This is a genomic window from Methylotetracoccus oryzae (assembly GCF_006175985.1).
Classification (GTDB): domain Bacteria; phylum Pseudomonadota; class Gammaproteobacteria; order Methylococcales; family Methylococcaceae; genus Methylotetracoccus; species Methylotetracoccus oryzae.
This window is the reverse complement of sequence record NZ_SRSH01000009.1, coordinates 107,608-122,553: the sequence shown is the minus strand read 5'-3', so window position 1 is coordinate 122,553 and position 14,946 is coordinate 107,608. Positions and strand designations below refer to the sequence as shown.

12 protein-coding genes are annotated in these 14,946 nt (G+C 62.0%); 6 read left to right on the top strand and 6 right to left on the bottom strand.

Annotated elements, in window-relative coordinates; genetic code table 11:
• Window positions 1–286: 286 nt before the first annotated feature.
• Both BWR02_RS10850 and BWR02_RS10845 read right to left on the bottom strand, forming a co-directional pair.
• A complete protein-coding gene (locus tag BWR02_RS10850; protein ID WP_162560106.1) occupies window positions 287–2,743 on the bottom strand; it encodes an RICIN domain-containing protein in 2,457 nt (818 codons plus the stop codon).
• A gap of 609 nt (window positions 2,744–3,352) precedes the next feature.
• Window positions 3,353–4,987 carry an alpha-D-glucose phosphate-specific phosphoglucomutase gene (locus BWR02_RS10845; RefSeq protein ID WP_139557798.1) on the bottom strand — a complete coding sequence of 545 codons (1,635 nt, stop codon included), beginning with the start codon at window positions 4,985–4,987 and terminating at the stop codon, window positions 3,353–3,355.
• Window positions 4,988–5,090: 103 nt separating this feature from the next.
• On the opposite strand from BWR02_RS10845, the gene BWR02_RS10840 reads away from it, so the two are divergent.
• Both BWR02_RS10840 and BWR02_RS10835 read left to right on the top strand, forming a co-directional pair.
• On the top strand, window positions 5,091–5,654 hold the full coding sequence (locus BWR02_RS10840; RefSeq protein WP_236102157.1) for a L,D-transpeptidase family protein: 564 nt from the start codon (window positions 5,091–5,093) through the stop codon (window positions 5,652–5,654).
• Window positions 5,655–5,737: 83 nt separating this feature from the next.
• Window positions 5,738–6,061 carry an Lpp/OprI family alanine-zipper lipoprotein gene (locus BWR02_RS10835; protein ID WP_236102134.1) on the top strand — a complete coding sequence of 108 codons (324 nt, stop codon included), beginning with the start codon at window positions 5,738–5,740 and terminating at the stop codon, window positions 6,059–6,061.
• 155 nt (window positions 6,062–6,216) lie between these two features.
• Here the strand turns inward: BWR02_RS10835 and rsmA are convergent, their stop codons facing one another.
• The 4 genes from rsmA to BWR02_RS10815 are packed head-to-tail and all read right to left on the bottom strand — an operon-like array spanning window position 6,217 to window position 11,945.
• Window positions 6,217–7,005, bottom strand: a complete 789-nt coding sequence (gene rsmA, locus BWR02_RS10830) for a 16S rRNA (adenine(1518)-N(6)/adenine(1519)-N(6))-dimethyltransferase RsmA (protein WP_139557796.1) — start codon at window positions 7,003–7,005, stop codon at window positions 6,217–6,219.
• Window positions 7,005–8,003 carry a 4-hydroxythreonine-4-phosphate dehydrogenase PdxA gene (gene pdxA / locus BWR02_RS10825; protein ID WP_236102132.1) on the bottom strand — a complete coding sequence of 333 codons (999 nt, stop codon included), beginning with the start codon at window positions 8,001–8,003 and terminating at the stop codon, window positions 7,005–7,007. The genes rsmA and pdxA overlap by 1 nt, the downstream gene beginning before the upstream one ends.
• A 1-nt stretch (window position 8,004) precedes the next feature.
• On the bottom strand, window positions 8,005–9,378 hold the full coding sequence (locus BWR02_RS10820) for a peptidylprolyl isomerase (RefSeq protein WP_139557794.1): 1,374 nt from the start codon (window positions 9,376–9,378) through the stop codon (window positions 8,005–8,007).
• 20 nt (window positions 9,379–9,398) lie between these two features.
• Window positions 9,399–11,945: an LPS-assembly protein LptD gene (locus BWR02_RS10815; protein ID WP_139557793.1), complete on the bottom strand. Its 2,547-nt coding sequence runs from the start codon at window positions 11,943–11,945 to the stop codon at window positions 9,399–9,401.
• A gap of 325 nt (window positions 11,946–12,270) precedes the next feature.
• Between BWR02_RS10815 and BWR02_RS10810 the strand changes: the two genes are divergently transcribed.
• From BWR02_RS10810 to BWR02_RS10795, 4 genes are read left to right on the top strand one after another with little or no spacing between them, the layout of a single operon-like run.
• Entirely contained in the window at window positions 12,271–13,287 is a 1,017-nt protein-coding gene (locus BWR02_RS10810) for an aminoglycoside phosphotransferase family protein (protein ID WP_139557792.1), read from the top strand.
• On the top strand, window positions 13,284–14,009 hold the full coding sequence (gene murU / locus BWR02_RS10805; RefSeq protein WP_139557791.1) for an N-acetylmuramate alpha-1-phosphate uridylyltransferase MurU: 726 nt from the start codon (window positions 13,284–13,286) through the stop codon (window positions 14,007–14,009). The genes BWR02_RS10810 and murU overlap by 4 nt, the downstream gene beginning before the upstream one ends.
• A 13-nt stretch (window positions 14,010–14,022) precedes the next feature.
• Window positions 14,023–14,568 carry a GlcG/HbpS family heme-binding protein gene (locus tag BWR02_RS10800; RefSeq protein ID WP_139557790.1) on the top strand — a complete coding sequence of 182 codons (546 nt, stop codon included), beginning with the start codon at window positions 14,023–14,025 and terminating at the stop codon, window positions 14,566–14,568.
• 46 nt (window positions 14,569–14,614) lie between these two features.
• Window positions 14,615–14,929 carry a DUF4870 family protein gene (locus BWR02_RS10795; RefSeq protein ID WP_139557789.1) on the top strand — a complete coding sequence of 105 codons (315 nt, stop codon included), beginning with the start codon at window positions 14,615–14,617 and terminating at the stop codon, window positions 14,927–14,929.
• The last annotated feature ends 17 nt before the right edge of the window (window positions 14,930–14,946 follow it).

Genomic DNA, 14,946 nt, shown 5'->3' with positions numbered 1-14,946 from the left:
ATCGAGTGAGGGGACAACCGAGCGCCTCTTGTTGGCACGCCCTAGAGCCACCTTTTCCATATGCGTGCTTCGGCCCGCAATTCGCGGGCAAGTACCTGCTCCTCAGCGAGTCTCGTCCGTACCCGGGGCAACGGTGAAGGCAGAGTGCCTCGCGGACTCTGCACACCCGCTGCCTGCTTGCCATCGACCAGGCAGGACAGGCAACCAACAACGAGACAGCGGACGGCGGCGCACAGCACCAGCGCCGCCGCGGGAAAAGCCTGCGTCTAGGGGCTGCCGGGAATCCTCATTGGATTTGGAGGGTCTTGGCCACACTCGGCACACCCCGCGCGTCGAGTGCGAACAGCATCCAGTAACCCGGCAAAGCGGTACCGCTCTCTGCCGGAATGGCGAGCCTGTACCGATTTCTGACCGCGGCACTGGTGTGCCTCAGCAGGACTCGCCGCTGGTCGTTGTTGACGGTGTGGGTGGTGGATGACATGCGTACCATCGCCCACTCACTGACCGGCCGGTCGGTATCGACCGAGATGGTGGCACCCAACGCCGCCACTGCCGGCGCCTGGCTGATCACCGGCCGATCTGCCAGCGAGCCATCCTCGTTCAGCAAGTAGGGGGGAGTCAGGATTTGCACGTCCGGATGATTCCCAGGACAACCGGTTGATTGCATGGCGTTAACACCGCACAGGCCACTGCCGCCCGAAAGTACCCGCCCATCCTGCAACAGCAGGGCTACGCTGTGATAGTTGCGCGCTACCGCAATCGGCGCATTCAGCTTGGTGAACACCTGGGTCTTCGGATCCCAAAGTTCCGTCTCGAACACGGCATCGTCGTCATAGAACAGCCGAACACGACTCTGCCCGCCCACGACGATGACTTGACCATTGGGCAAAACCACGCTGTTGGAGAAGGTACGCGGGTGATTCATCGGAGCCAGTCGCTTGACGGCAACGTTGCGACTCTGGTTGATATCAATCTGATAGGCCCGGTCGAACGCGTCACCGGAATCATAATTGGGAGCGCCGCCAAGCTTCAGGATGCGGCTCGCATCACCGGCCTCGTACAGGACGAAGTTGCCATTAATACTGTAGGTGTCGTCCCCGCGCGGAATCCCGGCCGACACGCTGCCGCCGTTCTTCGTGTCGATCCAGTGCATCTGGGCACTCGGGCCGGCATGGAATACCCAACCATCGCGCTGCGCAAACAACGCGACATGATTGTCACCCCGGTAGGTGCCGCCGAGATCGGGGCCGATGATGTCCGACGTATCCGGCAGCGGCACGCCAGACAGCAAACGCCAGGCGTCGGCAGAGGTCGAGTAAAGTTCGCCCGTCTTGTTGCCGATCCCGCCGCTCCACGATCCGCCCAGCGTGAACACGTCGCCGGTCGACAATACCGTGTTGCCCTGATAAGCGCGGTTGATGTTCATCTGCCGTCCCCGGATCCACGGATCGGCCAGAGACTCGAAGGGATTGAATATGCTGGTGCGCCGGCTCGAACTGCCGCCCGACACGAGGAGCCTGCCATCCGGCAAGTTGCTGGTTCCTGGGCAGAACATGTCGTGGTTGGTGTTCGATACGCGGTATTGGGACCAGTCGCCAGTGCTGGGGTCAATAACCACCGACTGAGTCTGTGCAGGCTCGCCCGCAGCCGGCACTTCGAAATACAGCTCGGCCCCTGCAGACCAGCCAAGAACCCTGCCATCCGGGAGATTCGACACGGCCACAGGCACCAGCGGCAGATTGATCAGGTTGCCCCACGAGGCCCGCGGGTTGGCGATGGCCAGAGTCCAATTCTGCGTCGGCGCCGCGTTGCTGCACGCCGTTTGCACCAGCGCAGCACCTTTGGCGCGACTCGCCTCAGCCACGTCGAGGCAAAGGCCACTCAGATTGGATTCCAGCCGATAGGCCGAGCGAGACACCTGAGCGCGAAGCAGCCACTGTTCGGCTCGCTGACCGGTGCAGGCGACCTGGACGAGTCGCGCGCCGGACTGCATCCCTGCCCCATCCGTCGCGACATCGACCGCCAGGCAGGAACCGCTGTGGCCGGCAACAATCCGATACGCTCCAGCCGCCCCCGCCCCATACGGCTGCAATGTCCACTGTGTGTTGAGGGTCGTGCCGCAGGCTTGCTGAACGACTGCCGTTCCCGCCGCGAATTGCGCACCCTGGACAACCGCACACAGGCCGTTTTCCTGACCGATCAGGTGGACCGAGGTCTCCGGCGCCACGAGTCCTCGACTGATGACGAAGCGCTTGTGCGACACATCGGTGCAGGGCTGAAGTTCCATGGCCGCCCCCCGCGTACGCGACGCACCACGCACCGTCGCACAAAGGCCGCTCTGCCGCGAAACGAGTTGCAAGCGGCTGCCCGAGGGCGAGACGTTCCAGAAGCGACTGGGCACGTTGCAGGCGGCCTCAACCAGAGAGGCGCCAGCATCACTGCTGTCTCCCTCGACTGCGAGGCAACGTCGCGTCTTGGCATTAATGATCACGGAGGCGCCGGACCGGCGCTGTATGGTCCAGCGCTGCCCCGTCTGACCCTGGCAATCCCATTGCGCGACAGCACTGGGCGAGCCGGCTACGCGCCCAAGATCAAGGCATTGGCCGGTGCTATCGGCAATGATGCTGTCGTACGCGGTACGGACCAGCGAGGTTGTGGCGGACGCCGTCGAAGCCGCACCCAACGACATCAGGACAACCGCAAATAACCGCATCGATTGCAAGGGAAATTGAACACTTTCCATCGAATGACTCATGCGTCGCGTAACCTCGATTGACAATATGCGCTCACGTAAATGACCCGAGTCGGTCTTCACCCGGCTGTACTTCACCGCCCGCGCTCGATAGGGGCATCAACTGGGCTTACGCTCCAGTCCAGACGCCATGCCACAAGCGCCGCTCGGCGAGACTTACTGCGAATGGCGATCAAGCCATCCGGGTTGTCGCTCGGAAAACGACTACCCCAAAGAACAAGCATGTGACGTACCAACACTCATAAACCCCTTGCCTGCGACGACAAACAGCCCATTGTCGACGGAGGATTGGTGCACCGGCACCGGGAGTGTAAAAAATACTGACGTCAGCAAAAGCAATACGCTGACGCGGCGATCGACAGCCATGAGGATCGGCCTGGACAGCTGGACAGACCCACTGGCATCACGACTCGCGAAATTCGATGCGACATCGGCGCTCTCCTCATGGCCGGAATGCGGAAGCGGCAGCGCAATCCGACCAGGGACGGCGCCGGCCGACGCCGGCGCAGCGGAACCTGGGCTCGATGGAGTCGCGGAGCAAAACGAGCCTCGGGACAGAAAGGCCTCGCGTCCCTGGACCCGGACGCGAGACAGTTGCGGTCAGGTGATGACGGTCGGCTCGGTCATGCCGGTACGCTTCTTGACCTCGCACAGTCGTTCCGCAAGCTCGATGAGGTCGCGCAGCGCCTCCTGGGTTTCGGTCCCGTGCAGCGCCTCGTCACGCACGTAGCGTTCCACGTAGATACGCAAGGTCGCTCCCTCCGTACCTGTACCGGAGAGCCGGAACACGATCCTCGATCCATCCTCGAAAAGGATCCGGATGCCCTGCTTTTCGCTGGTGCTGCCATCGACCGGATCCGTGTAGGAAAAATCGTCCGCCAAGCGAACGACCTGCCCGCCGAGCGTCTGACCCGCCAGACTCGGCAACTGATCGCGCAGCGACTGGAGAATACTGTCTCCGATCACGGAATCGATACCTTCGTAATCGTGGCGCGTGTAGAAATCCCTGCCGAACCGGCGCCAATGATCGCGCACGATTTCAGCCACCGACTGCCGGCGCACCGTCACGAGATTCAGCCAGAACAACACCGCCCATAAACCGTCCTTTTCCCGAACGTGGCCCGATCCCGTCCCGAAGCTCTCCTCCCCGCACAGGGTTATCTTCTTCGCATCCAGCAGGTTGCCGAAGAATTTCCAGCCGGTCGGGGTTTCGAAGCATTCGACCCCAAGAGCCCTCGCGACGCGATCCGCCGCCTGGCTGGTCGGCATTGAACGTGCGATACCGCAGATACCGTTCCGGTACCCCGGAATCAGGTGCGCATTGGCAGCGAGCACGGCCAGACTGTCGCTGGGTGTCACGAAGAACCGTGCCCCCATGATCATGTTGCGATCGCCGTCCCCGTCGGATGCGGCGCCCAGGGTGGGCGCTTTGGCGCCATGCATCAGTTCGGCCAGTTCGTGCGCGTAGGTCAGGTTGGGATCCGGATGACCGCCTCCGAAGTCCTCGAGCGGCACCGCATTCATGACACACCCGGGCGCGGCGCCCAAGCGCTCCTCCAGAATCCGCTTGGCATACGGCCCGGTGACGGCATGCATCGCGTCGAAGCGGAGCGTGATCGTGCCGGTCTTCAGCGCGCCCTTGATCAGTTCGAAGTCGAACAGGCTTTCCATCAACTCGGCGTAATCATCCACGGGATCGATGACCGTGACTGTCATCTCGCCCAGTTGGTACTCGCCGAGCCGGTCGAGATCGATCTCCTGCGACTCGGCGATCCGATACTCCCCAATTTCGAGGGTCCGCGAGTAGACCGCATTGGTGAAGCTCTCCGGGGCGGGCCCTCCGTTAGCGACATTGAATTTGATGCCGAAATCCTCATCCGGTCCACCCGGATTATGGCTGGCCGACAGGACGAAGCCGCCGAGCGCCTTATTCTTGCGGATCACGCAGGAAGCCGCCGGGGTCGACAAAATCGCACCGCGGCCGACCAGAAGACGCCCTACTCCTGCGGCCGCCGACATTCGAATGATGGTCTGCGAGGCTTCGCGATTGAAGTAGCGACCATCCCCCCCCAGCACGAGGGTCTTGCCGATGACGTCACCGAGTGTGTCGAATACCGATTGCACGAAATTCTCGAGATAGCCAGGCTGCTGGAACACCTTGACTTTCTTGCGCAGCCCGGAAGTTCCTGGTTTTTGGTCCCGATAAGGTTGGGTCTTTCTGGTCTCGATGAGCATAGTTATTGTCCGATGAGCTTGGGGAGTCGTACCATTTACTGGCGGAGTAATTCGCTTCGGTAAATGATGGATTTCAGCTTACGCAATTGCAAAAATGAGGTTAATGTCGTTGAGGCGCTATCTTTCCCTGTCATTGTGGGCAACGTCGTTCTGCTGCTCGGCCATTGCCGGACCAGCGAACACGCCCGACACTTGGCTGTTGATCGATACCAAGACACACGAATTGAATGTCATGGCCGGCGAACAGACGGTGGAATCATTTCCCCGCATCGCGATCGGCCGCCGCGGTGCGAGTTTTGACAAGCAACGCGGTGACGACAAGACCCCGCTCGGGGAATATCGGATCGGCTGGATCAACGAGAGCAGCCAGTTTCATCGATTCTTTGGCTTTACCTATCCCAATTTGCAGGTCGCTCGTCGTGCTTTCGACCGAGGCCTGATCGGCGGGGATACTCTGAATCAGATCATGGAAGCCCACTTCGGCCGGAATGTCCCACCGCAAAGTACCCCGCTCGGGGGTCGCATAGGCATTCACGGCGTTGGCCGCGGCAATGCGGATGTCCATGAACTGTTCGACTGGACGCATGGTTGCGTAGCCTTGACCAACCGTCAAGTGGACCGGCTCGCGCACTGGGTCAGGAAAGGTACGCTGGTGAGCATCCGGTGAGGGAGGGCGAAACCAAAATAGTTGTGGAAAATCCGCCGAAATAGCGGCAAACTAACGGGCGGGAGTCGTGAGTTCCCGCGTGGATGAACGACTCAATCAACCTCAGTAAGGAAGAAGGAAAGCTAGCTATGTTGAACGCAACCAAATTGTCCGTAGTGCTGCTGTCGACCGGTTTGTTGGTGGGCTGCGCCTCGAAGTCTGACGTTACCGCCCTGCAGACCCAGATCGATGGTCTGAAGGCCGAACAGGCTTCGATCAAGAGCACCGCCGAGGAAGCGCTGTCGGCTGCACAGTCGGCTGAAGCGAAGGCTTCCAGCGCTGAATCTGCTGCTCGCCGTGCAGCGGCGGCTTCAGAGGAAGTCAATGCGAAGCTCGACCGCATGTTCAAGAAGTCGATGATGAAGTAAGCTCCGGCTTACTCGTCAGACGAGAAACCCCGACCGGCCGTCAAAGCCGATCGGGGTTTTTATTGTGCGGGGCGCCGAGCAAAAAGGGATGCAAACCTCTCGCCGCGAAGTTTTACACTATCCGCACTCGGCACGATAGCCGATCAGCCGGCACCTCACCCACCCTCGACCCGCGGCAGCATTGCCGCTATGCGCGCGAAATCCTCCAGATCCAGGTCCTGAGCGCGCAGGCCCGTATCGATGGCGAGCGCTGCCAGCATTTCGGGCCCCAGCAGCCCACTCAATGAGTTCCTCAGCGTCTTGCGACGCTGTCCGAACGCGGCGAGCACGACCTTTTGCAGTGCCGGAAGAAAAACCTTGACTGGCGGCTGTTGATGCGGCACCAATCGCACGACGGCGGACATCACCTTGGGTTGCGGAAAGAAACTCTCCGGAGAAACCTCGAACAGCGACTCCGAGCGACAAAAGTACTGCGACATGACGGTCAGGCGGCCGTAATCGGCCGAGCCGGGATTTGCTGTGAGCCGCTGAACCACTTCCCGCTGCAACATGAAGTGCATGTCGCCTACGCCAGCTTGCTGCTCGAATAGGTGGAACAGCAGCGGTGTCGAGATGTTGTAAGGCAAATTTCCCACCAGGCGCAGCCTGCACCCGTCGGTGACCAACTCACGAAAGTCGAACTTCAGCGCATCGGCCTGATGGATGACGACACGCGAATCGCCCGTGTAGCGTTGCCGCAACTCCGCGACCAGATCGCGGTCGATCTCGACCAGGTGCAACTCCGCGCACGTGCCCGCGAGACGCTGCGTCAAAGCGCCCCGGCCAGGCCCGATCTCGACGATTCGGTCCTCGGGGCCCGGGGCAATCGCATCCATCAGGGACCGCAGCACCGTTTCATCGCGCAGGAAATTTTGGCCGAAACGCCGCCGGGGCGCGTGTGACATCACCGCTTCTCCAGCAGGCGTCCCCGCCGCACCAGCGTGATCGCCATCTCGATCGCGGCCCTCAAGCTACCGGCATCGACCCGCCCGGTGCCTGCGCGGTCGAGCGCAGTGCCGTGATCGACTGAGGTTCTGATGATCGGCAAGCCAAGTGTGACATTGACCGCGCGACCGAATCCGGCATGCTTCAACACCGGCAAACCCTGGTCGTGATACATCGCCAGCACGACATCGACCTCCGCCAGCATCTCCGACAAGAATGCCGTATCGGCCGGCAGCGGGCCGCGCAGCTGCCAGCCTTCGCCACGCAAACGAAGAAGGACCGGCTCGATGACCTCGATCTCCTCGCGCCCCAGGTAGCCTCCTTCGCCGGCATGTGGATTCAGGCCGCACACCGCAATCCGCGGAGTCACTATGCCGAATCGCAAACGGAGATCCCGATGTACGGTGCGGAGAGTCCGCTCCAGCAGTTCCGGCGTGATGGCACCACTGACCTTCGCGAGCGGCATATGGGTCGTCACCAAAGCGACCCGGAGGCCCGGCACGGCCAGCATCATTACCGGATCGCCTCCAGTCAGCGCGGCAATGTGTTCCGTGTGACCGGTGAAGGCGAACCCCGCGGCGTTGATGACCCCCTTGTGTACCGGGGGCGTCACCAGCGCATCGAATACCCCCCTCAAACAGGCGCGCGTTCCCTCGTCGATCGTTTCGAGCACATAGGCGGAGTGGTCCGGCTCTAACCGGCCGCACTGGGCTCGCACGCTGCGCTGCGTCGGCCACACCGACAAGCAGCCGGCCTCATGCCGGCCCAGCGTCACAGCCGGCGCCGTCCGACGCACCCGGAGCGACGCACCCAGCTCAGCCGCCCGGCTTTCGATCAAGGCCGGATCACCGATAACGGTGAGCTCGCAGTCCCAGGCCTCCCCGGCAATCGCTACCAGCAGATCGGGGCCGATACCGGCTGGCTCGCCCGTCGTCAATAGGATACGGGGGAGCGCCACGTCAGGGCGACGATGGGGACAGTGGATTGGATGGCAACAGCGATTCCGGCGCAGCCTCGGGCAGCCGGATCTCGACATACGCCTCATCCCGGATTCGACGCAACCAGAGCTCCGTCTCCTCCTCGACTTTGCGCTTGAAAAGCGCGTCGCGCGCCTGATTCCTTTGCGCCTCGTTATTGTCCGATGATTCCCGCCGATCGAGCACCTGGATCAAGTGCCAGCCGAACTGCGTCTGCACCGGCTCACTGATTTCGCTGGGCTTCAGTTTGCTCATGGCTTCTTCGAACGGCGGCACCAGCGCGCCCGGCTCAACCTCCCCAAGTTCACCGCCCTTGATCGCCGAGCCCTTGTCGTCCGAGTGCGCGCGCGCGAGGTCGGCGAAATCCTCTCCATTCGCCAGCCGTTCCTTGAGCCCGACCAACTTTTGCTCTGCGTCGCTGTCGGACAAAGCTTCGTTGGGTTTGATCAGGATGTGGCGAACACGGGTTTTAGTGACGGTCTGCTGCTCAGATCCCTTCACATCGATCAATTTGATGATGTGAAATCCGTTCGGACTGCGCATCGGCCCCTGGACTTCACCCTTCTTCATTTTTGGCACGGCTTCCGCGAACAAGGTCGGAATCTGTGCCAGCTTGCGCCACCCCAATTCTCCGCCATTCAGCGCTTGCGGATCACTCGAATTCTCGACCGCTGCCTGTTTGAAGTCGGCCCCTTTTGCCAGTTCGGCAGCCAGCGCGTCGGCTTTCTCCTTCGCTTTCTGAACATCTTCCGGAGACGCCGCCTGCGGCGTGGCGATCAGGATATGACCGAGAAGAAATTCGCTGTCCGCCCCTACTCCCGACTGCGCCTGCGTCTCGAGGTAGTGATCCACTTCGCGGTCGGTAACCTTAATCTGGCTGTTCACCTGACTGGAGCGAAAGCGCCCGAGCGTAATCTCGCTGCGAATCTGGTTCAGAAAATCCGCATAGCCGATGCCTTCCTGCTCTAGGGACGCACGCAGTTCATCGACTGAAATCTGGTTCCGCTGGGCGATCTGCTGCACCGCCGTCCGCAGCGTCTCGTCGTCCACTCCGATGCCCGCCTTTTCTGCCAGTTGCAGCTGAATCTTCTCGAGGATCATCCGGTCCAGAACCTGCCGGCGCAGCACGTCGATCGGGGGCAGCGAAGTATTGCTTTGATCCAGGCTGCGGCGGATCGTGCGGACCTTGTTGTCCAACTCGCTTTCCAGGATCACGCCGTCTTCGACCACCGCGACGATGCGATCGATCGATTCGTCATAGGCTCGCGCCGTCCCCGCAAAAAGTATGCAGCACGCGACTAACAGAAGCTGCGCCGCAGCGGCCGCGCGCGTCACCGTGATCACCCGGATGGTCATCGCCTCGAGGTGCCTGGCCGTCATTGCTCTGGCGTCCGGTAGCCGCGAATGCTCCGCGTCAGGAGCTTTTCGAGCTGGTCGCCCAGTCGGGTCAGACCCTTGAACTCGAACTGCACGAAGACGCCGTTGTTCGCCGTGGACGTGAAACTACTGGTGCCGCTGACCCCGGTCACGCTGTTGATGTAGTGCCGCGCGACCACGCCCAGGCGCCAGCAGCAGGTTTCGCGCTCGATACCGCCGAACGCTTCCAGCGTGATCTGGTCGAGTAGCGAATACTGCCAGCGCCCAATCGCATGCCAACCGTCGCCCAGGAACGGGATCGGGAGACGCATCGAACCGTCGAGCAAGTCAACCTGAAAGCTCTGGTTGCTCGGCTGATTCAGGTAGAGGTAGGTCAGGTTCAGCAGGTCGTTGTTACGGGCGTCGTAACGCAGCGAAACCTGGCGCCGCTCGAACTGATTGTCATAGGGGTTGTACTGCCCGCCGACATCGACCCACCAGCGGTCGGTGATCGCCGCGCTCATATCGCCGATCAGGTTGGAAAACGTCGTCGCCTGATCCGGGTAGTAGATCGTCCCGACATTCGAGATGGGCAAGGTCACGCGACGACCCTGGAAATAAAAGATCTCACCGATCGTCGCTCTGAAGCGGTCCCTGCCGCTGGCCAGATCCGAAAGCCGGGAGGTCATCGCCAACGTAATCTGATTGGTGTCCCCCAGTCGGTCGTTGCCGGTGAAACGGTTCTCGCGGAATAACTGGTAATAGTTGAAGTCGTAGTTGATCGTGTCATAGAGCGGAAACTGATCCTGATTCTGATAGGGGATATACACATAGAACAAGCGCGGTTCGAAGGTGTGCGTGTACCCCGCCTTCCCGATATCCAGATCCCGTTCGAAGAACAGGCCACTATCCAGCGACACGATGGGCAATGCGCGCGTCAGACTGCTGTCGACGACCTGCTGGTTCTGCTTGCCGCTGTCGGCAGGATCGTTCGCGTTGACCAGGTCGCTCATCATGTACTGCGTCAACTGCATGCTGACACTGGGCGTGACGAAACCCGCTGCGCTGCGCAGCGGAAACTGCAGACGGGGCTTCAGGTTGAAGCGCTGACCCGCCGGATTCACGTCGCTGACGAAATTGACGAACTCGGCGTTGGTCGTCACGTTCAAACCGGTGTCTGCGATCGGCAGGTAGTGGAAAACGTTCGTTGCCGGAAGCCGATAGAAGGGGCGTTGCTCTGGCGTGATCAAGGGATTGATCGTCTGGAACGTGTCGGCGGAGGTCGTCACGCCATAGGCGCCGTAACCACCGGTGTCTCCTGTATAGGTTACCGACGCGTTACTGCGCACGAAGTTGAAATCGATCAGCGCGAGTTGGTTACTGAGCTGGTTCAGATACTGTTGATCGGAGACCCAGTTCAGGTCCACGTGCGATCGCAGATTCTCGGTCCAGGTCGCGTTATCGAGCAGCCCGACCTCACCACGCGTCTGGTGCGTCTCCCAATCGTCCGGCAGAACCTCGCCGATCAGTCGCCCCTGGTTGTAGGGAGTCAGATAGCGAAAATCGCCGTGCAACAACACGCCGCGCTCGGTCAGCAGCCTCGGCCAGACCGTCAGATCGTAGTTCGGCGCGAGGTTGAAGTAATAGGGCACCGTCAGATCGAAACCGCGCACCGAAGAGTAGCCGAAGCTGGGAGCCAGCAAGCCCGTTTGCCGCCGGTCGTCGGTCGGAAACGACATGTAGGGTGTATAGAACATCGGGACACCCTTGAATTCCATCCAAGCGTGACTACCGGATCCCTGGCCGGTGGCCTTGTTGATCTTCACCTTGTCGGCGTGCAGGACCCAGTCGCGGTTGCCGGGTGGGCAACTGGTGTAGGCAAACTGCTCGTAGCGCGAGAGATCCTTGTTATCGAAGAAGGTCAGGCGCGAGGTGCCGCGTGCCGGGACGGTGGACAGCACGAACTGTGAATTGCGCAGCACGCCCTTGTCTTTCCCGAGGTCAAGAAAGCCGCTGTCGCTCGAGAAAGCCATGCCCTTCTCCACATAGGTCATGTTCCCGTTCGCATTCATCGTGTTCACAAAGGCATTGCGGCTCATGAAATCCGCCGACAGCTTCTGATCGGCGCGCGTGACCTGAGCCGCGCCGGAGAAATTGGCGACTTCATCACCGTGCAACTCACCATAATCGGAACGGATCTCGATCGGTGCGCGTTCGCGCGCCGACCGATCGGCAGGCGACAGCAGAAAGTCCGTGCCCCGGTACGCTTCCCGCTTCCCGCAATTCAGCAGCCAGGGATCGGATGGAAAGCTGCTCATCAGCGGCCGGAACCGCTTTTCGTCTTCGTCCGTGATGTCGGTCTGCTCGGACCAATTCTCGATTTCCTCCCCCGGCTCGCGCACCACGTGCGTTTCTCCACGGGGATCCGGGCCGGCGAGGGAGCACTTCCATTCCTTTTCTTCGTCACCCTGGCGGCAGGTCCAGCCGGACTTCGCATCCGTGATGCCTGCCGCACGGCCCTGTGGAACTTCGACATGCGCGACTTCCGCGGGCTTGCGAATCACCATCCGGGAGGCAGGCTGCGCATCGACGGATGTCGGAGCAGGTACCGCGACGGCTGCACGCGCACCAAAATACGCGCACAGCCAGATGCCCGCGAGGCCTCTCAGGACCGGGACTAGGGACCTAGGGTGGAGAAAGTCTGGCAGCACTGAGGGGCGCAAGGCGTCCGAAAGCGGTCGAAGGACTGGGCATCTTACACGCAACGGCGGCTGGGCGCGCTGCCTTGGCCGTGAGGCCTGGTTTCTCTTCTAACTCGGGAACTCATACAATGCCCTGATTTTAACCCATCATTCCGCTCGCGAAGCAATTTTCGCCGACCACAAGAGACGCATGACCACTCCCCAGGATACACGCTGCACCGAATTGTCGATCTGGCTCGAACAGGCCTTGCCCGGATGTCAGCGCAGGCTCGTTCCCGCCTCCGGGGATGCCAGCTTCCGCCGCTACTTTCGCACCCGCATCGACGACCTGTCCTGGGTCGTCATGGACGCCCCTCCGGCTACGGAGAATCTCCGGGCCTTCATCGATGTCGCAACCTTGATGCGCGAGACCGGCGTGACGGTGCCCGCCGTGCATGCCGTCGACCTGGAGCGAGGCTTTGCCGTTCTCAGCGACCTCGGCAGCCGCCATTATCTGGAAACGCTCGGGGCAGACAATTCGGATCAGCTCTACCGGGACGCGATCGCCGCGCTGGTTCGCCTGCAGACGGGGATCGACACCGAAGACTGCGGATGCCCCGTCTACGACGCCGCGCTGCTGCGACGCGAACTGGATATCTTCCGCGACTGGTTCCTGGGTCGGCTGCTCGGCAGCCAGTTCGATGGCGATGCCTCGTCCCTGTTTGAACGCGTCAGCGCGACGCTGGTGACCTCGGCCCTGGAGCAACCGCGCGTCTTCGTCCACCGTGACTACCACTCGCGCAACCTGATGGTCTGTGCCTCCGGCAATCCGGGCATCCTGGACTTCCAGGACGCCGTCATCGGTCCGATCAGCTATGACCTGGTGTCCCTCTTGAGGGACTGCTACGTCGCCTGGCCCGAGTCACGGGTCTCACGTTGGCGACAGGAGTACCTAGAGCAGGCCATCGCACACGATCTGCTGGCCGCGTCGGACGCTCCCCGCTTCGAGCGGTGGTTCGACCTGATGGGCATGCAGCGGCACCTGAAGGCCGTCGGCATTTTCGCCCGCCTTCAGCTCCGCGATGGCAAGGGCGGTTACCTCAAAGACATTCCGCGGACGCTGGCCTACGTCGACAGCGTATGCACGAAATATCCGGAATTCGCCGATTTCGGCGAATTTCTCCGGTCCACTGCCGAACCGGCGCACCGGCGCGCCGTCTTCGCATGAAGGCCATGATCCTCGCGGCCGGCCGCGGCGAACGGCTGCGGCCACTGACCGACCACACGCCGAAACCCCTGCTCGAAGCCGGAGAGCGGCCGCTGATCGAGCACCTGATCGTCGCGCTCGCCCAAGCCGGATTTCGCGAACTGGTGGTCAATCTGGCTTACTTGGGCGACCAGATTCGGGAGCACCTCGGCGACGGACACCGCTGGAGTGTCAGCATCGCTTACTCGGATGAGGGTCCGGAGCCACTTGAGACGGCCGGCGGCATCCGCCATGCCCTGCCGCTGCTCGGGGACGACCCTTTTCTGGTCGTAAACGGCGACATCGCAACCGATTTTCCCTTCGAGCGCCTGCACCGTACGCCGCCCGGCGACGCCCATCTGGTCCTGACCGCCAACCCGGAGCACCATCCGGTCGGAGACTTCGCCTTGCACGGCCAGACACTGATGCCGGACGGCGCGGAGCGTCATACCTTTGCCGGGATCGGCCTCTACCGGCCTGCGCTGTTCGCCAACCTGCCCGAGGGCCGTTGTGCCCTGGCGCCACTGTTGCGTGAAGCCATGGCCCACGGGCGCGTCACGGGCGAGTTGTACCCCGGTTTCTGGATGGATATCGGCACGCGCGAACGCCTGCAGGAGTTCGACGCCCGCCTGCGTCAGACCCATACACCGAGCGGAACATCCGATCGCGCCACGCAGTCGAAACTCTCACTCGTATCGGATTGACCCGGAGCTCGACATGAAGACACACCCCACGCAGCGAGGCGTCGCTTCCGTGAGTCACGTGGCAACTGTCCTTGCAGCCTTCGCGCTATCCTCGTTCGGGTCACCGCTCCGGGCGGAGAATCTCGTCGCGGTCGCTCACATCTCGTTGGAACTCGCGCAAAAGGCCGCGGCCGCGAGTTTGCGACAGTGCCAGACGGATGGCCACCGTGTCAGCGTGACCGTGACCGATGCTGCCGGTGTGACCGTGCTGGCCGCACGGGCCGATGGCGCCGGACCGCACACCGTGGAAAGCAGCCGACGCAAGGCCTACACGGCCGCGAGCCTGCGCCAACCCACCCAAGTCCTCGCAGAAATCGCGGCCGGCTCCGCGGAACTGGCGGGACTGCACGACATGAACGACTCGATCCTGCTTCTCGGCGGCGGCTTCCCCATCACCCTGAACGGCACCGTCGTCGGTGCCATCGGAGTTGGCGGTGCACCGGGCGTACGCCTGGACGAGACCTGCGCACGGGCCGGGCTGGCGGCAATCGGCGCTGAGCCATTCGGACCGCTGAAGTAGCGAGTCACCACGCCCCTCCGCAGCGAGAACAAACCGGCACATCGTCATGACAACCAAGCAACTCGCTCAAATTGCTTACCTACTCCAGGCCGGCGCAGTCATTGCCGGCATCACTTACCCGATCAGCGCGATCATCAGCCACACGCAACTGCCCAAAGCGGGCAACTCATGGCTGGCATCACACTTCCGCTGGCAGATCCAGACATTCTGGATCAGCCTCGCGGTGGGCGTCGCCGGAGCACTCACGCTGATGGCGGGCCCGCTCGGCCTGATGATCCTCAGCGGCGATCTGATGTGGATCGTCTACCGCATCGTCCAGGGCTGGGTCCGGCTGAGCCGCGACCAACCCATCGGGCCGTGAACAGGCCTAGCGACCGG